Origin of the sequence: Ferrimonas sp. SCSIO 43195 (genome assembly GCF_023716685.1) — a bacterium.
Lineage (GTDB): Bacteria > Pseudomonadota > Gammaproteobacteria > Enterobacterales > Shewanellaceae > Ferrimonas > Ferrimonas kyonanensis.
The window spans coordinates 1681714-1702670 of record NZ_CP072679.1; the positions used below are offsets into that span (position 1 = coordinate 1681714).

At 55.2% G+C, this 20957-nt stretch carries 19 protein-coding genes and 1 tRNA gene; 12 read left to right on the forward strand and 8 right to left on the reverse strand.

Translation table 11 applies throughout. The features are described from left to right. Position 1: 1 nt before the first annotated feature. From J8Z22_RS08050 to J8Z22_RS08065, 4 genes are all read left to right on the forward strand, one after another. Entirely contained in the window at positions 2-619 is a 618-nt protein-coding gene (locus J8Z22_RS08050) for an NAD(P)H-dependent oxidoreductase (RefSeq protein ID WP_051252721.1), read from the forward strand. After that, positions 616-2544, forward strand: a complete 1929-nt coding sequence (locus J8Z22_RS08055; protein WP_252009983.1) for a monovalent cation:proton antiporter-2 (CPA2) family protein — start codon at positions 616-618, stop codon at positions 2542-2544. The genes J8Z22_RS08050 and J8Z22_RS08055 overlap by 4 nt, the downstream gene beginning before the upstream one ends. Before the next feature lie 322 nt (positions 2545-2866). Then, positions 2867-3184 (forward strand): MFS transporter, encoded by a 318-nt coding sequence (locus J8Z22_RS08060; RefSeq protein WP_028113494.1) that lies wholly within the window; start codon positions 2867-2869, stop codon positions 3182-3184. Next, positions 3177-4400 carry an HlyD family secretion protein gene (locus J8Z22_RS08065; RefSeq protein ID WP_028113493.1) on the forward strand — a complete coding sequence of 408 codons (1224 nt, stop codon included), beginning with the start codon at positions 3177-3179 and terminating at the stop codon, positions 4398-4400. Before J8Z22_RS08060 ends, J8Z22_RS08065 begins: the two co-directional genes overlap by 8 nt. A 35-nt stretch (positions 4401-4435) precedes the next feature. On the opposite strand, the gene J8Z22_RS08070 is transcribed toward J8Z22_RS08065, so the two are convergent. Next, positions 4436-4861, reverse strand: coding sequence for a hypothetical protein (locus J8Z22_RS08070; protein WP_028113492.1), 426 nt, complete (start codon positions 4859-4861; stop codon positions 4436-4438). A 158-nt stretch (positions 4862-5019) separates the two neighbouring features. Here J8Z22_RS08070 and J8Z22_RS08075 point away from each other — a divergent pair, with 158 nt between their 5' ends. Both J8Z22_RS08075 and J8Z22_RS08080 read left to right on the forward strand, forming a co-directional pair. After that, the gene (locus J8Z22_RS08075; protein WP_028113491.1) at positions 5020-6900 is read left to right on the forward strand and encodes a DUF294 nucleotidyltransferase-like domain-containing protein; all 1881 of its coding nucleotides are present in this window, start codon (positions 5020-5022) and stop codon (positions 6898-6900) included. A gap of 9 nt (positions 6901-6909) precedes the next feature. Next, complete coding sequence (locus tag J8Z22_RS08080; RefSeq protein WP_028113490.1) at positions 6910-7647, forward strand: 3'-5' exonuclease; 738 nt, start codon at positions 6910-6912, stop codon at positions 7645-7647. A 54-nt stretch (positions 7648-7701) separates the two neighbouring features. Here J8Z22_RS08080 and J8Z22_RS08085 read toward each other — a convergent pair whose 3' ends face one another. The 3 genes from J8Z22_RS08085 to J8Z22_RS08095 all read right to left on the reverse strand — a co-directional run bounded on the left by J8Z22_RS08085 (position 7702) and on the right by J8Z22_RS08095 (position 12043). Further along, positions 7702-9273: a BCCT family transporter gene (locus tag J8Z22_RS08085; RefSeq protein WP_252009985.1), complete on the reverse strand. Its 1572-nt coding sequence runs from the start codon at positions 9271-9273 to the stop codon at positions 7702-7704. Between the two features lie 343 nt (positions 9274-9616). Further along, entirely contained in the window at positions 9617-10768 is a 1152-nt protein-coding gene (locus J8Z22_RS08090) for a glyceraldehyde-3-phosphate dehydrogenase (protein WP_252009987.1), read from the reverse strand. An 87-nt stretch (positions 10769-10855) separates the two neighbouring features. After that, complete coding sequence (locus J8Z22_RS08095) at positions 10856-12043, reverse strand: MFS transporter (protein ID WP_252009989.1); 1188 nt, start codon at positions 12041-12043, stop codon at positions 10856-10858. A 190-nt stretch (positions 12044-12233) separates the two neighbouring features. Between J8Z22_RS08095 and J8Z22_RS08100 the strand changes: the two genes are divergently transcribed. Then, complete coding sequence (locus J8Z22_RS08100) at positions 12234-13148, forward strand: LysR family transcriptional regulator (RefSeq protein WP_252009991.1); 915 nt, start codon at positions 12234-12236, stop codon at positions 13146-13148. A gap of 243 nt (positions 13149-13391) precedes the next feature. Here J8Z22_RS08100 and accD read toward each other — a convergent pair whose 3' ends face one another. Then, complete coding sequence (gene accD / locus J8Z22_RS08105) at positions 13392-14264, reverse strand: acetyl-CoA carboxylase, carboxyltransferase subunit beta (protein WP_252009993.1); 873 nt, start codon at positions 14262-14264, stop codon at positions 13392-13394. Positions 14265-14377: 113 nt separating this feature from the next. Here accD and J8Z22_RS08110 point away from each other — a divergent pair, with 113 nt between their 5' ends. After that, on the forward strand, positions 14378-15277 hold the full coding sequence (locus J8Z22_RS08110; RefSeq protein ID WP_252009995.1) for a LysR family transcriptional regulator: 900 nt from the start codon (positions 14378-14380) through the stop codon (positions 15275-15277). 407 nt (positions 15278-15684) lie between these two features. Here J8Z22_RS08110 and J8Z22_RS08115 read toward each other — a convergent pair. After that, a tRNA-Ser gene (locus tag J8Z22_RS08115) sits at positions 15685-15775 on the reverse strand. A 160-nt stretch (positions 15776-15935) separates the two neighbouring features. Between J8Z22_RS08115 and J8Z22_RS08120 the strand changes: the two genes are divergently transcribed. Together J8Z22_RS08120 and J8Z22_RS08125 are read left to right on the forward strand one after the other, a co-directional pair. After that, positions 15936-16319: a VOC family protein gene (locus J8Z22_RS08120; RefSeq protein ID WP_028113485.1), complete on the forward strand. Its 384-nt coding sequence runs from the start codon at positions 15936-15938 to the stop codon at positions 16317-16319. Positions 16320-16374: 55 nt separating this feature from the next. Then, on the forward strand, positions 16375-16620 hold the full coding sequence (locus J8Z22_RS08125; RefSeq protein WP_028113484.1) for a DUF2164 domain-containing protein: 246 nt from the start codon (positions 16375-16377) through the stop codon (positions 16618-16620). Positions 16621-16684: 64 nt separating this feature from the next. Here J8Z22_RS08125 and ylqF read toward each other — a convergent pair whose 3' ends face one another. Next, on the reverse strand, positions 16685-17605 hold the full coding sequence (ylqF, locus tag J8Z22_RS08130; RefSeq protein WP_028113483.1) for a ribosome biogenesis GTPase YlqF: 921 nt from the start codon (positions 17603-17605) through the stop codon (positions 16685-16687). A gap of 188 nt (positions 17606-17793) precedes the next feature. Here ylqF and J8Z22_RS08135 point away from each other — a divergent pair, with 188 nt between their 5' ends. Then, positions 17794-18237 (forward strand): MaoC family dehydratase N-terminal domain-containing protein, encoded by a 444-nt coding sequence (locus J8Z22_RS08135; protein WP_028113482.1) that lies wholly within the window; start codon positions 17794-17796, stop codon positions 18235-18237. 10 nt (positions 18238-18247) lie between these two features. Next, positions 18248-18679, forward strand: a complete 432-nt coding sequence (locus J8Z22_RS08140; RefSeq protein WP_252009997.1) for a MaoC/PaaZ C-terminal domain-containing protein — start codon at positions 18248-18250, stop codon at positions 18677-18679. 168 nt (positions 18680-18847) lie between these two features. Here J8Z22_RS08140 and J8Z22_RS08145 read toward each other — a convergent pair whose 3' ends face one another. Continuing rightward, positions 18848-20947, reverse strand: coding sequence for a PepSY domain-containing protein (locus J8Z22_RS08145; protein WP_252010000.1), 2100 nt, complete (start codon positions 20945-20947; stop codon positions 18848-18850). Between the last annotated feature and the right edge of the window lie 10 nt (positions 20948-20957).

The window sequence follows — 20957 nt, forward strand, 5'->3', positions numbered from 1 at the left end:
GATGCAAAACCAACAATCCGTTTTGATTCTCTATGCCCATCCGTCATCACACCGATCTGAGATCAATGCGCCGCTATTCCAGGCTGCCAATGGCCTTGATGGCGTCACCTTGGTGGATCTGTACCGGGACTACCCGGATTACCGCATCGATGTTGAACGAGAGCAGCAACGGCTGAAAGAGCACGATGTGGTGGTGTTTCTGTTCCCGCTGTTCTGGTACTCGACTCCGTCGATCCTCAAAGAGTGGCAGGACCTGGTACTGGAATATGGCTTTGCCTATGGCCAGGGCGGAGACGCGCTGCATGGTAAGCGATTGGTGTGTGTTGTCAGCGCCGGAGGCGCTCAGAGCGCTTATCAGGAACAGGGCTACAATCACTTTTCAATTCGGGAGTTGTTGCGGCCGCTGGAACAGACCGCGCGCCTGATTGGCATGCAATATCTGCCGCCGTTGGTGCTGTTCGGTGCCAGAACCGCGGTGGAGGAGTTGCGGGTTGGGCAGCACATCGAGCGCTGGAAGCGGCTGCTCACCAGCCTGGTCAGAGACGATACTGATTGGCGGCCATTGTTGGATCTGGAAACCTGTAACTCTTGCTTTGACGATGGGGAGCCGCGTTCATGACCGCCTATTTTTTGCAGGCATTTATCTACTTGCTGGCCGCCGTGATTGCGGTGCCCATCGCTAAGAAGTTGGGATTGGGGTCGGTACTGGGTTATCTGATTGCCGGGGTGGTGATCGGCCCCCTCTGGGGTTTAGTTGGCGAAGAGACCGCCACCATTCAGCATTTCGCCGAGTTTGGGGTGGTAATGATGCTGTTCGTGGTGGGGCTGGAGCTGGAACCGCGAATGCTGTGGGAGATGCGCCACCGGCTGCTGGGACTTGGCGGGCTGCAGGTGGCCCTCACGGCGGCGGCGATGACGGCGCTGGGGTTGTATTTTCAACTGGCCTGGCAGACGGCTGTGGCCATCGGCTTCATTTTCTCTCTCTCTTCCACCGCCATTGTGTTGCAGACCTTTAACGAGAAAGGCTTGGGACGAACCGACGGCGGCCGCTCGGCCTTTTCGGTGTTGCTGTTTCAGGATATTGCCGTCATTCCCATGCTGGCTTTCATCCCATTGCTGGCACTGCCGGAACTGCAGCAGGCGGCTCAAGGGCTGGCTCAGGCGGTTGAGCATCATGACCTGTCTCTGGTGGCCGGATTGCCCGGCTGGGCCTATGCGCTGGTGGTACTGGCGACCATCATTGGGCTGGTGGCTGCCGGGCACTACTTCAGTCGGCCGCTGTTTCGCTTTGTGGCCGACTCCGGTTTGCGCGAGATCTTTACCGCCACCGCTCTGCTGTTGGTGATTGGCATCGCGGCACTGATGGGACTGGTGGGGCTGTCGCCGGCTCTGGGGGCCTTCCTGGCCGGGGTGGTGTTGGCCAACAGTGAATTTCGCCATGAACTGGAGTCCAACATCGAACCGTTTAAGGGGTTGTTGCTGGGCCTGTTTTTCATCACTGTCGGTGCCGGCATCAACTTTTCGGTACTGGTGGAGCAGTTAGGCACCGTATTGGCACTGACGGCGGCGGTGATCCTGATAAAGCTGGTGGTGTTGTACCTGTTGGGGCTGGTGTTCCGGATTCGCGGCAGCGATCGCTGGCTGTTTGCCTTAAGCCTGGCTCAGGCCGGTGAGTTTGGTTTCGTGTTGTTGGGTTATACCCAGCAGCAGCACGTGATTGCGCCAGCCTTAGGGCAGATGCTGTCCCTGGTGGTGGCGCTGTCGATGTTCCTGACGCCTGGATTGTTTATCCTGTATGACAAGGTGATTTTGCCCAGATATCAGAAGCGCAGTAACGATCGCGAGGCGGATGAAATCGACGAGCCGGGGACGGTCATCATTGCTGGCATTGGTCGTTTTGGCCAGATCATCAACCGTATGTTTATCGCCCACGGCATCAAAACCGTGGTGCTGGATCATAACGCTGCTCAGGTGGAAATTCTTCGAAGCGTCAATGTGAAGAGCTACTTTGGCGACGCCACCCGGCCAGACTTGCTGCATACCGCCGGCATTGAACAAGCCTCGATGCTGGTGGTGGCTCTGGATGAAAAGGAGCGATCGGTTGAGTTGGTGGAGTACGTGAAGCGTCACTACCCTAAGGTGAAAGTGTTTGCCCGCGGTTATGACCGTGGCCATGTCTATGCACTGCGAAGTGTCGGCGTGGATTACGTCATCAAGGAGACCATGCAGTCGGCGCTGACTCTAGCCTCCGATGCGATGATTGCCCTGGGCGGGCACCCATTCCGGGTACGGCAGCGGCGGGCATTCTACGAACAGCTGGATCGTGAGCACGATAAGCTGTTGTACGAATCCTGGTTGCAGTCCAGCGACGAGGATCGCTTCGGTGTTCATTATCGTGAGCTGTTTATGCAACTGGAGGAGCTGTTGGTTGAAGCGATGCAGGAAGAGGGCAGTGAGCGCCACTCCCGAGCCGAGCGCAGTTGGACCCCACCGCCCAAGGGCTATGCCGACAAGCTCCAAGCGGCCGAGTCTGAGTTGGATTGAGCCGCAACGCGGCCGTCCGCCGTACTGGCGGATGGCCGGAACCAGACAACCTTTCGGTTCATTAAGCCGACATTAATGATTTCCCCGCCTGAGTTAAGTCTTGGTTCAGTAACAAAATGTAACATTGTCTGCCATCGATACAGAGGATGGTTCGAGATGGCGAAAATACCTTTGTATTCCGCATGTTAGATCATTGGTCATGATCATGGCCGATTGAACCTCTTCGCTTTTTTGTCTGTGTTGCTCAGTTTTCTTCGACTTGAGTCGGCGGGAAACGGCGTTGCGCCAGGGCACAGTACACACTCGGGAGTTTGGCACCACAATGAGTTTATTGAGTTCACCTTTTGTCGGAACCGGCGCCGATACCACCTTGCACGTCGTGGCGGCGGTGGTGTTGGTTGGCAGTATTGCGGCGGCCCTGTATGGGTTCTGGAAGCTGCACGAGTTACCTATCAGTAAGGCCCATAATCGCAAACATCATCAGACTGGGTTGATCACCATACTGACCTGGATAGGCTTTGTGTGGCATTGGGTGTGGGTCCTGGCGGTCATTCTGGCATTTGTCGACGGTGAAAGTGCCCTGCGTCGGGTGCGTGATATCTGGCGTGAATCTCCGCTAAAGGAGGGCGACCATGCTTGAGGGATTGGCGGTTTGGGCACTGTTTATCTACCTGCTGAGAATGATCGGCATGCCCTGGAATACCTACACCAAGAGCTTTGCCTACCTGGGCGGCAGCGGTTGGTTGTTGTTTGTCTGGGTGGGCTTGCTCAACTACACCCCGATGGACATGTCCGGTGGTTCAGTGGTGCAGGCACCCCATGTGCAGCTCCGCCCCGGCAACACTGCGATTAAAGGCAAGGTGAAAGCCTTGCATGTGGCCCCGAACGATTACGTTACTCAGGGGCAGCTGATCTACGAGTTGGATGATGAACCCTATCGAATTGCGGTCGAGCGCTCCGAGGCCAATCTGGCGTCCGAGCAAGTGGCGCTGAAGATGGCTGGCGAAGAGGTGGCCATCAGCCAGGCTCAACACCAGGAAGCGGTCAAAGACATAGAGATCATCGACAATGAACTCAAGGCTGCCGATGAAGATCTGAACTGGAAACAGGCGCAATTGACCCGCTTCATCGAGCAGAACCGGGTGGTACCTCAGTCGGTGACCGAGAGTTTGCTGGACGAGCAGCACAACAAAGTGGCCGCCGCACAGGCTCAGCAGGTGGCGTTGCAGGCGAAGCTGGCGAAAGCCAGAGTCAGTGCCGATAAAGCGTTGCTGGCGGTGGATCAGGCGCAGTTGTCGGTGGCCAGTGCCCAGGCGGATGTGGATGTAGCGATTCAGACCCTGGCTCAGGATCGCTGGAACCTGGAGTCCACCAAGGTGTATGCCCCGGATGACGGCTTTATGACCAACTTCATTTTGCGCCCCGGTCAGTACGTGGGGGCGGTGGCCCGCATCAACATGTTTACCGATGAAAAGTACGTGTTGATGAGGATCAATCATCAGGCGATGCGCAACATTAAGGTGGGGCAGACCGCGGAATTTGCTTCGGCCATCTACCCGGGCACCATCTTCAAGGCCGAAGTGACCGGCATCGTGAAGGCGACCGGTGAATCTCAGGGGAACCTCATCGGTCGTGAAGAGGCGGTGCGCCAGACCACTGGTGCCAATGTGCAGAACAAGCACCACTTTGTACGATTGAAGATTGAGGAGCCCGAGGGCTATACCGTGCCTGTGGGTTCGGTGGGGCTGGCCTGGATCAGTGGTGAAAAGCCCATCGCCTTTATGTCGTTTCTGGACGTCATTCGCGGCATCATCATTCGCATGAAGTCGCAAATCTACTACTTCTACTCACTGTAATGTCACGCGCCCCGCTCAGCGGGGCGCTGCGATCCTCAGGTGATCTGAGAGGGGCGTACGTCGGAGTGACGCGTCTTGATGAAGGCGTAGAAGAACAGCAGCATGAACAGGGCATCATTGAGGCCATAGATGCTGAAGAAAGTCCCGGCCAGCCAGTCTTGCTGATACAGGGCTGGCAGGTCATGGCTGTAGTTGATCATCCAGTGGCCCCAGGCCAGGGTATACAGCAGTTTTTCCAGCGCAAATACCGCCATGATCCAGGGCACTTGCCGATAACTGCCGGAAACCGCCAGATAGGCTGCGCCCCACAGCATGATGGACAGTAGGCCAAAGGAAGAAAACAGCATCGGGTCGGCCTGGGTTAGGGCGTCGTTGCTGAAGCCTTTTGAAAACAGCAGTACGCCACCGATGTTGATGATGCCGGCTGCAACCATGCCTTTTTGAATTACGCTGTGGCTCACGGCCTGTCTCCTCTGCTGGGGTATGCAGTTAACCTGCCTGATTTTTATCGCCTTAACAACCTCGGTCGGATCCCGTTCCCCGTGTCGTAACCTCGAGGGCACTGGTTGAATGTTCCAACTTCAATTAGGATTGATAAAAACCCGCTTGAGTGCAGGCCATGGAAGCTGAACTATTTGAGATACAGGGATTTCTATCCCAATACCCCCCTTTTGATGCCCTGCCCGAAGAGGTGGTGGCCCAGGTGGCCCGCCAGACCGAGATCGCTTACGTGCGCGAAAAGCAGGAAATTGTGCAGTTCGGTGATGCGATACACGATCTGTATATGGTGCGCAGCGGCGTGGTGGAGGTGTACCGTCGTAACGGTGAACTGTACAACCGCCTGGCCGAAGGGGCGCTGTTCGGTCAACTGGGGCTGATGACCAACAACAAGGTGCGTTTTCCGGCAACGGCGCTGGAAGACGGCTTACTGTACTGCATTCCCGAAGCCCTGTTTCACGAGCTGTATGAAGCCCACGACAGTTTCGCCGATTTTGTCGAGGTGGAGGACGCGGCGCGCCTGCGGCAGACCGTCTCCAATACGGTGGACGCCAATGACTTGACCACCTCTAAGGTCAAGACGCTGTTGACCGGCGATCCTGCCTGGATCTTCATGGGGGAGTCGGTGCAGACTGCCGCCGCCAAGATGGCCGATGAAAACGTGTCGTCGCTGCTGGTGTTTGATCCGGATACCGTGGCCGACGAGGATGAGAGTGGTGTGGTTGGGATCATCACCGAGCGAGACCTGTGCCACCGGGTCTTGGCCCAGGGGCTGCAAGCCAGTGTTCCGGTCTCAGAGGTGATGAGCAGTGACATCATCTCCCTGGACAGCAACGCCTACGTGTATGAGGCGATGTTGTACATGCTGCGCTACAACGTCCATCATCTGCCGGTGCTGAAAAACAACACTCCACTGGGGATCATCGACGTGACCGACATCGTTCGCTACGAGTCGCAAAACAGCTTGCTTCTGGTCAGCAGCATCTTTCAGCAGCAAAGTGTCGATGAGCTGGAGACCGTGTCTGAGCAGGTCAAGGACTGTTTCGTGCGCATGGTCAATGAGGACGCCAACTCCCACATGGTCGGCAGCGCCATGGCGGTGATCGGCCGCAGTTTTAAGCAGCGGATACTGGAGTTGGCTGAGGAACTGCTGGGCCCTCCGCCTGTGCCTTACTGTTTTCTGGCGCTGGGTTCCATGGCCCGGGACGAGCAGCTGATCGTCACCGATCAGGACAATGCCATCATCCTTGATGACGATTACGACGCGGACAAACACAGCGCCTACTTCGAGCAATTGGCCACCTTTGTCTGTGATGCTCTGGCTCGCTGTGGCTACGCTTACTGCACGGGTGACATTATGGCGACCAATCCCGACTGGCGTATGACCCAGAAGGAGTGGGAGGAGTGTTTTGCCGACTGGATTGACAACCCCAACCCCAAAGCGCTGCTTAACAGTTCCATCTTCTTCGACCTGGATGGCGTCTATGGCAAGGTGAAGTGGGCCGAACAACTTAACGGCTTCATTGTTCGCCGGGCGCGGAAAAACAATCGTTTTCTGGCGTGCCTGGCCCGCAACGCCCTGAATCGTACGCCGCCTCTGGGCTTCTTTAAGGGGTTCGTGATGGAGAAAGACGGCCGCCATAACAACTCCATTAACCTGAAGCGGCGGGGCACTGCGCCGTTGGCGGATTTGATTCGTGTGCATGCACTGGCAGTGGGGTCACGGTCGCAAAATTCGTTTGAGCGTCTGGACGACATCATCGACGCCGGCATTTTGCCGAAAGGTAAGGCGGAGGATCTACGAGACGCCATGGAGTACATCTCTATGGTACGTATCCGCCACCAGGCTCTGGATATTCAGGCCGAGACCGAGGCCGATAATAATATTGAGCCGGAAAACATGTCTGAGTTTGAACGAAGAAACTTGAAGGACGCGTTTCAGATTTTGAGTAATGCTCAGAACTTCCTCAAGTTCCGCTATCAAGCCAATACCTTCAAGTAAGGAGTCGTAATGATTCGACGTCTGTTTGGACGTGCCAGCGAGGCGACCCCGACACAGGATTGGGAGGCGCGCTTTGCCGAGCAGGCCAAGACCGCCCGTGATGGTCGTTTGCGTAACTATTTTCGAGCGGGACTGGTAGCGGCCGACACTCAGCTCTCCGAGGTGCCTTTTGTGGCGTTGGATTTCGAAACCACCGGGTTGGATGCGGAGAATGACAGCATCATCAGCATCGGCCTGGTGCCGTTTGATCTGCAGCGGATCTATTGTCGCCAGGCCTGTCATTGGCTGGTTAGCCCTCGCAGTCCGCTGCAGGAGGATTCGGTGGTGATTCATGGCATTACTCACTCCGACCTGTCTGATGCTCCGGATTTACGGCGTATTCTGCACCAGGTGCTGGATGCGTTGGCCGGAAAGGTGGTGGTGGTTCACTACCGCAATATCGAGCGCCAGTTCCTGGATAAGGCACTGATGACCCGACTGGGGGAGGGGATTGTCTTTCCTATGGTCGATACCCTGCAGATCGAGTGGGACTTGCAGCACAACAAGCGGCAGTGGAACTGGCGCCGGTTGTTAGGCAGAGAACAGAATGAATCGGTTCGCCTCGGCAGTTCCCGCAGCCGTTATGGCCTGCCGGTGTACCAGCCGCACCATGCGCTGACCGATGCCATTGCCACCGCCGAGCTGTTTCAGGCTCAGGTGGCACACCACTTTAGCCCCGATCTGGCCATTGGTCAGTTGTGGCGTTGAATAAAAAAAGGTTGGCCCAGGCCAACCTTTTTTATTGGTACGCTCAGTCAGCGATTAACGGCGTTCGGTGCGCATGCCCAGGATCAGGCTGACACACATCAACAGCAGCACCACGGTAAATGGCAATGCGGTGGAGATGGCCCCTGCCTGCAGCGCTTGAATGGATTCGGTGCCACCGACCCATAACAAGGCGGCGGCGATGGCGCCTTCCATTGCGGCCCAGAAGATGCGCTGCAGTACCGGCGCATCCACCTTACCACCGGCGGTGATGCTGTCGATCACCAGGGAGCCGGAATCGGAAGAGGTGATGAAGAACACCAGCACCAGGATAATGGCAATGACCGACAGCAGGGTGCTGAATGGCAGGGCTTCAAACATCTGGAACATCGCCAGAGGCACTTCGGTCAGTCCCTGACTGCCCAGAATACCCACATCGTTCATCACCTGATCGATGGCCATGCCGCCAAAGACGGACATCCACAACAGGGTGACCACGGTCGGAACAATCAGTACCGCAGTAATGAATTCACGCACGGTGCGGCCGCGGGACACCCGGGCGATAAACATGCCGACAAAAGGTGACCAGGAGATCCACCAGGCCCAGTAGAATACCGTCCAGCCGTGCATCCAGGCTTCGTCGGGGCGACCGTGAGGGTTACTCAGGGGAATCAGGTTCTCCAGATACGCCATCAGGGTGGTCGGCACGGTACCAAAGGTCACCGCGAATCCGATCAGGGCCACCGCAATCAATAGCACGAAGGCGATGATCATATTGATGTTACTGATCACTTTTACGCCGCCATCAATGCCACGGTATACCGATACCACGGCCAGTAGGGTAACCAGTACGATCACCGCGATCTGCAGGCCGATGCCGCCATCGGTGCCAAACACGTGGTTAATGCCGCTGGCGGCTTGCTGCGCCCCCAGCCCCAACGAGGTGGCCAGACCAAACAGGGTGGCTAATACCGCCAGGATATCGACGATGTGACCGGCCCAGCCCCAGGCTCGGTCGCCGAGGATGGGATAGAAAATGGACCGCATGGACAGTGGCAGGCCCTTGTTATAGGTAAAGAACGCCAGTGACAGCGCCACCACACCATAGATGGCCCAGGGGTGCAGGCCCCAGTGGAACATGGTGGCCCCTAAGGCCAGTCGTGCGGCTTCAGGCGTGTTGGCTTCGACGCCCAGCGGGGTTTCGTACCAGCCCGTCAGGTAGGCTACCGGTTCGGCCACGCTCCAGAACATCAGACCGATCCCCATGCCGGCGGCAAACAGCATGGCCAGCCAGGACAGGAAAGAGTAGTCGGCTTTAGCGTCGGTGCCTCCCAGACGGATTCGACCGAATGGAGACACGATCAGAGCCAAACAGAAAATCACAAATACATTGCCGGACCACAGGAACAGGCCGTCAAAGTTATTGATGATCTTCCATTTGATTCCGTCCAGCGCGGCCTTGGCGGTGGCGGCGTCACTGATGAAGGTCGCCAGCAGGAACAGGACAATCAGGCCAGCGCTGATGCCAAATACTGGGTTATGGACATCAAAGCCCCATTTTTGGACATTGTCCTGACCGACGGTGTAGTCGGTACTGTCGATGCTGTATTTATCGATGCCTTTGGTCATTCATCCTCACTTCTGGGCCTCAGCCCGGGTTGCTTCAGGAGCCTCTGGGTGCCTGACGATGGCTTAATTATGATTTGAATTCAAAGCAGTTGCTCAGCCAATTGGCCGAATTCATGTTGGGATTTCGGTTTCTGATAAGGCACGCAGGGCGACTCATCCTAACAGGAGGGTACTAAAACTCTAGTTAAATTAGATTGTTTGGGTGTTTATTGGGCGTGGCGTCGAAAAAATAGCCTCGAAAATATGTTCGTTTAGCGGGTGATGCCAAGGTAATTGATTAGAGAGCAAAGCATTGGAGCCGGAGCTAAGGCATGCAAATCTTGATAAATTAAGCGCTGAGAACTCAGAAGCCGGTGCCCACGGTAAAGTAAAATGCGTCATCAAACTCACTGAATGCCACATCGATACCGGTACGCAGGCCGTAGCGACGGGCAATCAAATAGCGAAACCCCACTCCATAGGCGAAGGCGTTGTCCTCACGGAACAGATCCTGTCCCTTGGCCGTGGCGGAGCCCAATCCCGCAAATGCCGAGGTCAGCCAGCGAGGCGTGACCTCCCACATCATCTGGGTTTCAATGGCGGCGGTGTAGTTGCCTTGATAGCGGTTGCGGGCAATGCCCCTAAGATCGATGTCCGGGTATGCTGGCGCGGGTAAACGAACCTCATCGGTGGTGACGGATTTATAGACGCCTTTGAAGCCCAGAGTCCAGCGTTTGTCTAGGGGCCAATAGTGAATGGCGCTTAGCGTCAAGGCATCGAAGTCATAATCGCCCCCCAGCGCTTGGCGAAACAGCAGGTACTCGGCGGTGTACTGATAACCGTCGGTGGGGAACAGAAAACTGTTCTTGGTATCCAGTTCAGCCAGTAGGCCGAGCGAGGAAACGGTGGGGGACAGGTTGATGAAATCTCCGACAACCTGGCCCGGTGCCACGTCGAGAGTGAAGTCGGCGGCAAACAGCTTTTGTGACAGCCCCAGCAGCAGTGCTGACTCACCCACGCGGAACTGCAGTTTTTGCACCAGTCCCGGTCCCTCCATCGCCAGTGTTACTCCTCGGTTCTTATCACTGTCCTTGGGACCGTAAAACGTCATATGCACATCACCATAACCGCCCATCAGGGTGTAGCGGATGGCATCTTGTTGCCAACTGCGGCGATGGCCAGCAAAAGTGATCCAGGTGTCGTTGTCGGTAGCCAGGCCGCCCACCACGGTCAGTGCCGGGGTGAGCAGTTGCGCGCCCCCCTTCACCGATGTCTCGGCCAGTTGTCGGCGCTGCTCTTTTTGTGCCTCAGACTCATGCAGAAATAATCCCGCCAGTCCGCCGCCGTAGCCCACCGCAGGCTCGGTGACCAGGATGGGCACCGGCAGAAAGCCATAGGCGTTGTTGGCCAGATACTCCCCCATGTCGAATTGGCCGTCCATGGGGTCGAAAAAGGAGATGGCCTGTGAGCCGGGTGAGCAGGCTAACAGGGCCAATAATAGGCAGCGTGCAGTCATAAGCATCCTTGCTGGTGAGCCGTTTCAGACAAGATAGGTGAACCGGAGCGGGATTAACACCACAGGCGGCGATTTTTGCATCACCACTCAGCGGCACAGCGGAGCATCGAGGACAGACTGTGGTCGTTCACGCTTGTTCATTCTCCAGATAAGCATAACGCCCAGCAGTGGCAGCAGGGTGGCGATATAGGGGATACCAGCGGCCCCTAATGGGCCATCCAGTACCGTTCCTCCGAGGAAGCCGCCAAAGGCATTGGCCAGGTTGAATGCTGAAATATTGGCTGTGGCGGCGAGCTCCTGGCCTTCACCGCCGTGATTCATGACCCTAAGTTGCATGGCCGGTACATTGGCAAAGGCGGCGATGCCGAACACAAAGGTCGATGCGATAAACAGCGGCTGGTTGCCAAGGGAGCGCCCTACCAGCAGCAGTGAGGCGATCATCGCCACCGACCACAGCAATGAAGCGCGCTGCAAATTGTTATCCGACGAGTGGCTGCCCAGGGTGTTGCCGATGATCAGGCCGAAACCGACGCTGACCAGAAGCCAGGTAACGGCCTGCTCACTAAAGCCAGTGGTATGGATTGCCACCGGGGCCAGGTAACCATACAAGGTCATAAAGCCAGACCATGCAAAGACGGTGATGACCAGGCTCGACAGCAACATCGGGTTTTTAAAGGCTTTCAACTGAGTTTGGATGGGCTTGGCGTCGGTATGGCCGTTGGATTTGATGGTCATCACAATGAAAATCAGGGCAATAAAGCCGAACGTAGAGACTGCGATAAAGGTCGTGTGCCAGCCGTACTGGAGGCCCAGCCAGGTACCCCCGGGCACCCCCAGTACATTGGCTAGCGTCAGTCCGGCAAACATCTGGCCAACGGCGCGGCCGGCCATGCTGTCTGCGACCAGGCCAGCGGCGACGACCGAACCGATACCGAAAAACGGCCCCTGGGCCAGGCCGGCGATCACTCGACTGACAAGCAGTAAAGGGTAACTGGGTGCCATGGCCGACAGCAGATTGCCGGCGATGAACAGCACCAGTAATCCGGCCAATACCGCCTTTTTGTTAAAACGAGCGAGGTAGAGCGTTAGCAAAGGACCACCGACGACGATGGCCAATGCATAGGCGGTGATGAGGTGACCCGCTTGTCCCTCACTGATCGAGAGCGATGTGGCGATCTGAGGCAGGATGCCGGCGATGACAAACTCGGCGGTGCCGATGGCAAAGGCGGCCAGTGTGAGGATCCAGACCTGAAACGGCATGGCTGATTTATTCATGGTGTTACCTGAGTGGAGTGGCAAGAATTCGATGGTTTGAGCGTCCTGTACTGGCAATCCAGAACACAGACGCTGTGGTGGGCGACGGCGCTCTGCAGAGGCCCAGGTCGCTCAGTATATTTGTTTGGTCTTGATTGATAATTGGGTAAGATATGAATCCAGTATTTGGTATTTGTGAATTATCGGCGAAATGGAAAAATTCTCAGACATGGCGCTGTTTGTCAGCATTGTTAAACACCAGGGGCTGGCGGCGGCAGGACGGGAGCTGGGGCTATCACCGGCATCGGTAACCGCCAGGTTGCAGGGGCTTGAAAAACACTATGGTGTCAAGCTGCTGAATCGAAGCACCCGGCACCTGTCTTTGACCGAGTCCGGCCGGTTGTATCACCAGGCTTGTGTCGAGATTCTGGACAATGTCCGGGAAACCGAAGCGCTGCTGCAAAATAGCCACACAGAGGTCAGCGGTGCGCTTAAAGTCGCCGCTCCTAAAGATGTTGGCAAGCAATACATCCTGCCGCTGATATCAGAATTTTGCCAACAGTATCCGGGGGTGGTGCCGTACCTGTATCTGAATGACCATCTGTCCAACATTGCCGAGTCCGGCATCGATGTGGTGATCCGCTACGGTGAATTGTCGGACAGCAACCTGATCTGTCGGCGCCTTGCTCCCAGTCGCCGTGTGCTGTGCGTCTCTCCCGAGTATTTGGCCAAAAGGGGCATACCTGAAACTCCCCAGGACCTTGCCCATCACGACTGCCTGGCGATGATGCGTAGCCAAGAGGAGCTCAAGACCTGGCATTTTCAGAATCAGGGCCAGCGCGATGCGGTTACCCTGATGCCGACACGTTTTTCTGATGACGGCGAGGTGATTCGTCGCTGGGCACTGGAGGGGGCGGGCATAGCGCTGAAATCCATCGTTGACGTGCAAGCCGACTTGAATGCCGGGCGACTGGTGACGGTGCTTGATGGCTACATGAAGAACTTCAGTGCGTCGACGTCGGTGTCCAGTGCCAACCTCAATGTGGTTTATATGGATCGCCGCTATCAGCCTAAACGGATGCGTCTGTTTCTGGACTTTCTGCTGCAGAGTTTTTCGTCCACATAGTTGCGTAGGGGCGGAGTGCTTAAAGCTGAATGAAAACAGTTAGCACGGTCGCTCATTGCGATCGCCAGGGCCCAGAGTCTTTGGGCGTAGTGCAGTAAAGTCACTGGGTACCCGCGTGCGCGGGCACGACGGGAAGGTGTTTTGAAGGTAGGTGGAACCGTGAGTACTGAGCGTTGTAACCGGCCTGGTCGTCAGAGTTTCGAAACACTTTTGGATTAATAGGAGCTTTTACCGGCAGTGAAGTTATTGGTAATCGTTCATTGCAAGGGGAGTATTAGTCAACTTGGATAGAAGTCCTGCAATTCGTTTTCTCATATCGCGTCTATCCACAATCATATCTATGGCACCATGAGCCATAAGAAACTCGCTTTGCTGAAAATCTTCGGGCAATTTTTCACGTACGGTTTGTTCAATAACGCGACGGCCTGCAAAACCAACTCTTGCTTTAGGTTCACCAATATTAATGTCACCAAGCATAGCTAAGCTTGCAGAAACGCCACCATAAGTTTGATCTGTTAGTACCGATATGTAGGGTAATCCAGCAATTGATAGTTGATTCAAAGCCGCACTAGTTTTGGCCATCTGCATTAAAGCCATCAGTGACTCTTGCATCCGAGCACCACCACAAGCAGAAAAGCAAACTAAACCGCAATTGCCATCAATCGCAGCGTTGACAGCGTGAATAAACCGCGTGCCGACAACAGAGCCCATTGAGCCAGCCATAAATGAAAACTCAAATGCGCAAGCTACAACAGGTAAGCCCATGAGTTCACCTTTCATTACAATTAATGCATCTTTCTCCCCTGAGTCTTTCTGGGCTAAAGCAATGCGGTCGATGTATCGTTTTTGATCTTTAAAGCCTAGTGTATCCCTCGATTCATATTGACTTGCAATCTCCATCTTTATACCCGAATCTAAGAAGCTATCAAGTCGACGACGTGCTTTCATTCTCATGTGGTGATTACATTTGGGACATACGTCCAAGCTGATTTCTAAAGTTTTGTAGTAGAGAACTTGGCTACACATAGAACATTTTTTCCATAAACCTTCTGGTATTTTAGACTTTCTATTTTTGACTGCGTTTCTTTTGTGTATTAGTCCTTCAAGCCAACTCATGAGTAACTCTTTAGTTATTTTATTTAAAGTAAGGTACGCATTGTATAAACTCAATCATGGTGATAAAGTACGAATTATGAGTTACTTAATCCAATGTAATGGGATAATGGGTTGTGCTTGATAGAGTTGATCAGCAATGGCTTAAAACTTTTCATTGTGTGTATGAAAATATGAGCTTTAAACGCGCGTCCGAGTTTCTTGGGTTGCCGACTTCTAATGTCAGTCGCCACATCAGTTTACTTGAGGAGCGACTTGATACGCGACTTCTTGACAGAACGACCCGAAGAATTGCTCCAACAAGTGCTGGAGAACACTTATATTTGCTCACACAGCCGTTGTTGAGTAAGTTGAACGATGCGCTCGAAGAGGTAACTTATCACTCTCAAGAGGTGGTTGGGCAGCTTAGGGTATTGATGCCAGACTCACCTGTATTAGCTGATGCAGTGGTCAGTTTTTGTGAGCAACACCCATCTATCTCACAGTGTTGTGATACGAGCGTCAGCCCTAAGGAAGATTTATTCGATGGGTTTGATGTTATCTTAAAATTCCATCGTGGCAGTCTTGAAGATACAAACTTGGTTGCGAGGGAAATTAAACGTTGGCCTAGTGTTGTTGTAGGCTCTCCTAAACTACTTGAACAGCACCCTAAACCGTTTCAGACTACCGATTTACAACATATTCCATGCATTAGCAGTTTGACAGCAGTAAATGGAAAGCCATGGATTTTTAGAAATAATAACGGTGAGCTTATTACTCAGAAGGTAAGATGTTCTTTTAAGGTGAATAGTGGGCACCTTGCCAAGACAGGTGCGATATCTGGTTTGGGTCTTGCGATATTACCTTTAGAAACTTGCCAGGATGATATCTGTTCAGGCGCTTTAAAGGTAATAGAAATGGAGTATAAACCCGATGACTTGATACTGTATGCTTTTTTTGCTTCGAGAAAACACATAGCAAATAAGATTCTGATGTTTATTGAACATATTAAGCATCATTCGCATTTTGGCGGTTGAATTAAACATACGATTAGTGCATATTGGGTAAACTCACACGAACGAATTAGGTTGGCTTGTTCGCGATAACTTGGAATGTGGCTTTTCTTTGTATGGCGGAGAGATAGGGATTGATTCCCTCACTGCGTTCGGCCGCCTGCGGCGTTACTCGCTGCGCTCGTTGGAACCCTGGCTAGGGGTCTGCACCCTATCTCACTTTCTTCGAATCCAGAACAGCAAAAAGCCCGCACTAGGCGGGCTTTTCGGTATATGGCGGAGAGATAGGGATTGATTCCCTCACTGCGTTCGGCCGCCTGCGGCGTTACTCGCTGCGCTCGTTGGAACCCTGACTAGGGTTCTGCACCCTATCTCACTTTCTTCGAATCCAGAACAGCAAAAAGCCCGCACTAGGCGGGCTTTTCGGTATATGGCGGAGAGATAGGGATTTGAACCCTAGAAGGGCTATAAACCCTTGCCGGTTTTCAAGACCGGTGCTTTCAACCACTCAGCCATCTCTCCAACGGCGCGAATCATAGAAAATCCTGTTGAGCCTGTAAAGGGGCAATGGGTTCGTTTGATTAACTCCTGAGCAGAATTGGGTGCCTCAGCTGGATATTCAGTCATTTCAATGTCGACTGGCTACACTTTAGCCGATATTCATCACAGAAAGGAGAGCAGTATGGGTTCCGCATTTGAGACTCACGGCGCCGTCAGTTGGCATGAGTTGACCACCAGTGACCCCGGTGACGCGGTTCGTTTCTACGGTCAGTTGTTTGGCTGGCAATTTAAGGCGATGGAGATGGGACAAGGCACTTATCATGTGATTGAGGTTGATGGGCAGGGAATAGGCGGCATCATGGCCGCCGCAGATGTACAGATGCCCACCGCCTGGACCGGATACGTGACGGTCAGCGATGTGGATGAGGTGGCGGCCAATGTGGCTAAGTTGGGGGGTGAGCTGGTGTATGGCCCTGAGGACATTCCCAACATTGGCCGTTTCTGTTGGCTCAAGGATCCGCAAGGGGCGATGATCGCCGCCATCAGTTATGTGCAACCGGAGTGATTTTGGCAATGCGCCGATGGTAGAGTGGCTTTTTTCGATGTGTTGAAGGTGTTCGATGAAACCGCTTTCCCTTTCCTCTGAAGAGCGCGCGCCGGTACTGGCCCAGTTGCAGGATTATCTGACTGACGAGTTGGATCTGGAGCTGGGACAGTTTGAAGCCGAGTTCTTACTGGATCTGATGATAAAGGCGCTTGGCGCAAGGTTTTATAACCAGGGCCTGGAGGATGCCAGAGTGGCCATTCTGGCGCGGATGGAGTTGGCGACCGAAGTCGTGTACGAAATGGAGCAGCCGCTGTCCTAAATGGCCGGTAGAAAGACAAAACCCGCACTGTGCGGGTTTTGTAATATTCCTTTCGGCACCAGAACTATTTGCGGCGTTTGCGCTTCTTGGCTTGCCTGAGTTCCTCTTTTTTCTCTTTTTCAATCGCTTCCTGCTCGGCCCGAATCAGTTCTTCCGCCTGTTCTTTTTCCACCATCTCCGGGGTTTCCAGGGTCAGGGGACCCAGAGAGCCGGCCCGCAGTTCGTGCAGCAGGATCTCCGAGACTTTATGCAGGTCGGCCACGCCGCCGCGGCGCATGCAGCCGCGTTTGGCTGCGATGGCATCGAGAACGGCAATGTCGTCATGGGGCAGTTCGTCCAGGTTGTAACGCTGGCACAGTTGCTCCGGGTAGGCTTTGCGCAGGTAGTCGGCGGCAAACAGGGCAACCTCTTCGTACTCGACCACGGTGTCCTTGATGGCACCGGTGGTGGCCAGGCGGAAGCCACACGCCGCCGGGCTGAGTTTTGGCCACAGAAACCCGGGGGTGTCGTGCAGCACGATGTGCTCCGGCAATCGAATGCGCTGCTGTGCCTTGGTCACCGCGGGCTCGTTACCGGTTTTGGCAATGGTACGTCCGGCCAATGTGTTGATCAGGGTGGATTTGCCCACATTGGGAATCCCCAGAATCAGGGTTCGGAGCGGGGTTTTCGGTACCGTGGTTTTGCACAGGTCTAACAGGCTGCGAACCTGAGCCTTGTTTTTCTGGGTCAGGGCGATGGTTTTTACGCCATTCTCCTGCTCCAGGTACGCCTGCCATTTCAGCGTCAGCTCAGGATCTGCCAGGTCACTTTTGTTGAGGATCTTAATGCAGGGAGTATCGCCTCGCAGTTTGGGAACCAAGGGGTTTTCACTGCTGAAGGGAATTCGAGCATCCAGCACTTCGATGATCAGGTCAATCTGTGGCATCAGTTCGGCGATCTCTTTTCTCGCCTTATGCATGTGGCCTGGGAACCAGTTAATTGCCATGGTAGAAATGCTCTTTGCTGTTTAGAAAGGGCGATATTTTACGTGATTCGCTAAGGCATTGCTTGCCTATTTGAGCGGGCTGAGGAAAATCGATGCGCAATATGGCGGCTTAGGTGCGCAAATTGGTCATTTGATTTTTGTTTAAAGTTCAGCACTATGTAAAGTTTAGGCAAAAAAAGGAGCAATGGATGCTCGATAGCACTCATATAGGACACCGCTTCGCCCCTTTTCGGGTGTCTCTGGAAGCGGGAAGACTGGCATTTTTCAGCCGCACCATCGGTGAAACCAACCCTCTGTATTTCGATCTGCAGGTGGCCCGCGAGGCGGGCTTGCCCGGCATCATGATGCCACCGACTTTCCTGTTTTCACTGGATCTGGAGTCGCCGCAGGCGTGGCCAGTGTTGACCCTGCTGGATATGGACATCGCTAAAGTGCTGCATGGTGGCCAGGAGTTTGACTACCAGAAGCCGGTATACAGTGGCGATAGTATCGAAGTGCATTCTCAAATTGAGAACATTGTTGCCCGCAAAGGGGGGCGACTGGAGTTGGTGGAGCTGCAAAACCATTATCTGGATCGGGCCGGAGAAACGGTGGCCCGAGCCAAGGTCACCCTGGTGTACTGCAATGAGTAAGGAGAGCGTCATGCCAGATTCCATCGCGGTGGGCACCGCGTTGCCAGAATTGACCCTGCCCGCCATCCGCCGAAGCACATTGGCGCTGTATGCTGGCGCCAGTGGCGATCACAACCCCATCCATATCGACAGTGATTTCGCTCAACAAGCGGGGCAGGCCGATGTTTTTGCCCACGGCATGCTGTCCATGGCCTACCTGGGCAGAATGCTGACCAATTGGCAGCCTCAGGCGCAGCTTCGACGCTTCAAAGCCCGGTTTACCGCCATGACCCACCTTTACGACGTCGTCAGTTGTCGCGGCGAGGTGGTGGCGTTGTCTCAGGTGGGAGAAGAGTGGCAAGCTCGCTGCAAGTTAGTGGTGGTGACTCAGTCTGGTACTCAGACCGTCATCGGTGAAGCCTGGGTAGGGGTGCCACGGGAGGCGATGGGTGACGGACTTTGATGCTCTGGTTCGGCAGCGTCGCTCGGTGAGGGGCGACGCCGGATCCGGAGTTGGGGATCTTGCTCGGCGTCGCCTTTGGTTACGAGGTTGCCGAGGCCCCGGCCAATGCTACCCGCACAGTGCGGGCCGCATTGGCCGAGTCGGTGCAGTTTATCGGCGCCGGCTGATTCAGAACACGTCTTGCCGATAGCGCCCCTGGGCTTTCAGTTGTGACAACTTGGTTTGTGCCTGGCGTTGGGACAAGCCCTGGCCCTGATACAGCTGGATCAGGGTGGCGTCGACCCCGCCGCTAAGCGCCAGGTGGCCACAGACGTAGATCACGGCGTGTTTCTCTTCAAGCCAGTGCAACAGGGTCTCTCCTTCGCTGAGGAGCCGGTCCTGAATGTAAACCTTGTTACCCTGATCCCGAGAGAATGCCAGATCCAGGCGGTCGAGTTCGCCACGGGTGAGGCTCTGCTCTATCTGCTCCTGGCATAAGAAATCACCGTTTTGATGACGATTGCCAAACAGCAGCCAGTTGTCTCCCTGGGGTCGCTGTTGCAGGAAACCGAGAAAGGGCGCAATGCCACAGCCGGTGGCCACCATGATCACCGGAGTGTCCTCGCGGGGCAGATGAAAGCCGGGATTGTCGCTAATACGCCCCTGAATCTGTTGGCCGACATCCAGTTGGCGACACAACTCATAGGACATGGCGCCATAGTGGGTTTCAGAGTCCTGCTGCCACTGACGCAGGGTGACGCACAGAGAGAGCGGTCCTTGTTCGGGCGCCGAAGCGATGGAGTAGGCTCGCTCCTGACTACAGCCGGGTGGACGCAGTTTAAGTAGATCGCCGCATTGATAGGAGACGGACGGCGGTACTGAGAACTGCAGTAGCCAGGTTTCTCGGGTATCGCCCAACTGCTTATCCAGCCGCTGTTTGCGGATGAGTGTCAATGGGTGTGTCTGAGCCGTCGGCATCGGTGCGCTGTGGCTCTCTCCCATCCACTTACCCCAACTCTCCGACGGGTCGCCATCGGCCAACTGCATGGGCTGTACCAGGTGGGCGCCGCACTGCTGAAGGGATTGGTTTATCGATTTGGCGGCTTGGCAAAACTGAGGGTAACGGCTGTCACCGAGCCCCAGCAAAGAGTAGGCAACCTCGCTGAGATTAACTCCCGACAGGGCTTTTAGAAAAGCCTGCCCCTGCACCGGCATGTCACCATCGCCACTGGTGGCCACCATCAGTCGTACCGACTGCCGTCCTTTGAGATCCTCGGGTGTCAGGTTGGCCAGCGAGGCCAGTTGCACATTGAGGCCGCTGGCAGTCATGGTTTCCGCAGTATGGCGAGCCAGCTCTGCAGTGGTACCGGTCTGACTGGCAAAGGCCACCAGGTGACTGGCGCCCTGGGCCGTTGGGCCCGGTCTGGCCATCCGCCAGCGACGCAGCCAGTTGTAGAAGCCGCTAATCAGCATTGTCAGTGCCGCCAGCGACAGCAGGGCGTACAGCAGTGAGGCGGGCCGGCCACCAAAGCTGCCATCATGCAGCACCCGTACCCAGCGGGTAGGTTGTTGACTGGGCTGTGATTCGCTGTCCGGATGCCATTGCCAACGCCTGCCCTGCGGGTCCTGCCAGGCCAGGGTGTAACCGTCGGCGGCGTCTCTAACCATGCGCATACTTGCTATCGGTTGCGTTTCCAGTCGGGCGAATGCTTCCGCCAGGCTAAGTTTATCCGGGTTGACCTGAGGCGACTCGCCTTTGGGGCCATGGCCCTGATACAGCATTAGCAGGCCGGTAATGACGACGACTAACATCAAGGGGGCGCTGTACCAGCCCAGGCTGTTGTGCCATCCCATGGCACTGTTGGACCATTTGGGGCGGCTCAAAAACAGTCCGCTGAGAGTGAGCGCTAACATCGCCCAGGTGCTGGCTTCCACTAACCAGCCAGCGTCGATAAGCAGGTGTTTGTGCAGCCCCTTGGCAAAGCCCAAAAGCTGGAACTGCCAGGGACGCTGTGTGGGTTCACCGGTGGTCAGATCCCGGAACTGGCGGCTTTTCTGACCCTGATAGCTGACCATGACGAGGTTATGGTCCGGCAAGGCGACGGCAAACCTCAGGGGGCCATCCTGTTGCAGGCGTTCCACAGTATTTTGCATCTGCTGTGGTGTGACCGGATATGTGGCAGGTGGCGTGAGCAGTGGCACCAACGCCAGTAACAGCCCGGAGAGAATCACCAGCAGTAGCGGCAGGGCCAGCAGTGCGGCGAGATATCGATGAAGCTTGGCCAGCATGGGGGCTCCT

What these genes read in the sequence shown, in the direction of transcription:
- J8Z22_RS08050 (WP_051252721.1), top strand. Translation starts at nt 2, where the DNA reads ATGCAAAACCAACAATCCGTTTTGATTCTCTATGCCCATCCGTCATCA.
- J8Z22_RS08055 (WP_252009983.1), top strand. Translation starts at nt 616, where the DNA reads ATGACCGCCTATTTTTTGCAGGCATTTATCTACTTGCTGGCCGCCGTG.
- J8Z22_RS08060 (WP_028113494.1), top strand. Translation starts at nt 2,867, where the DNA reads ATGAGTTTATTGAGTTCACCTTTTGTCGGAACCGGCGCCGATACCACC.
- J8Z22_RS08065 (WP_028113493.1), top strand. Translation starts at nt 3,177, where the DNA reads ATGCTTGAGGGATTGGCGGTTTGGGCACTGTTTATCTACCTGCTGAGA.
- J8Z22_RS08075 (WP_028113491.1), top strand. Translation starts at nt 5,020, where the DNA reads ATGGAAGCTGAACTATTTGAGATACAGGGATTTCTATCCCAATACCCC.
- J8Z22_RS08080 (WP_028113490.1), top strand. Translation starts at nt 6,910, where the DNA reads ATGATTCGACGTCTGTTTGGACGTGCCAGCGAGGCGACCCCGACACAG.
- J8Z22_RS08085 (WP_252009985.1), bottom strand. Translation starts at nt 9,273, where the DNA reads ATGACCAAAGGCATCGATAAATACAGCATCGACAGTACCGACTACACC.
- J8Z22_RS08090 (WP_252009987.1), bottom strand. Translation starts at nt 10,768, where the DNA reads ATGACTGCACGCTGCCTATTATTGGCCCTGTTAGCCTGCTCACCCGGC.
- J8Z22_RS08095 (WP_252009989.1), bottom strand. Translation starts at nt 12,043, where the DNA reads ATGAATAAATCAGCCATGCCGTTTCAGGTCTGGATCCTCACACTGGCC.
- J8Z22_RS08100 (WP_252009991.1), top strand. Translation starts at nt 12,234, where the DNA reads ATGGAAAAATTCTCAGACATGGCGCTGTTTGTCAGCATTGTTAAACAC.
- accD (WP_252009993.1), bottom strand. Translation starts at nt 14,264, where the DNA reads ATGAGTTGGCTTGAAGGACTAATACACAAAAGAAACGCAGTCAAAAAT.
- J8Z22_RS08120 (WP_028113485.1), top strand. Translation starts at nt 15,936, where the DNA reads ATGGGTTCCGCATTTGAGACTCACGGCGCCGTCAGTTGGCATGAGTTG.
- J8Z22_RS08125 (WP_028113484.1), top strand. Translation starts at nt 16,375, where the DNA reads ATGAAACCGCTTTCCCTTTCCTCTGAAGAGCGCGCGCCGGTACTGGCC.
- ylqF (WP_028113483.1), bottom strand. Translation starts at nt 17,605, where the DNA reads ATGGCAATTAACTGGTTCCCAGGCCACATGCATAAGGCGAGAAAAGAG.
- J8Z22_RS08135 (WP_028113482.1), top strand. Translation starts at nt 17,794, where the DNA reads ATGCTCGATAGCACTCATATAGGACACCGCTTCGCCCCTTTTCGGGTG.
- J8Z22_RS08140 (WP_252009997.1), top strand. Translation starts at nt 18,248, where the DNA reads ATGCCAGATTCCATCGCGGTGGGCACCGCGTTGCCAGAATTGACCCTG.
- J8Z22_RS08145 (WP_252010000.1), bottom strand. Translation starts at nt 20,947, where the DNA reads ATGCTGGCCAAGCTTCATCGATATCTCGCCGCACTGCTGGCCCTGCCG.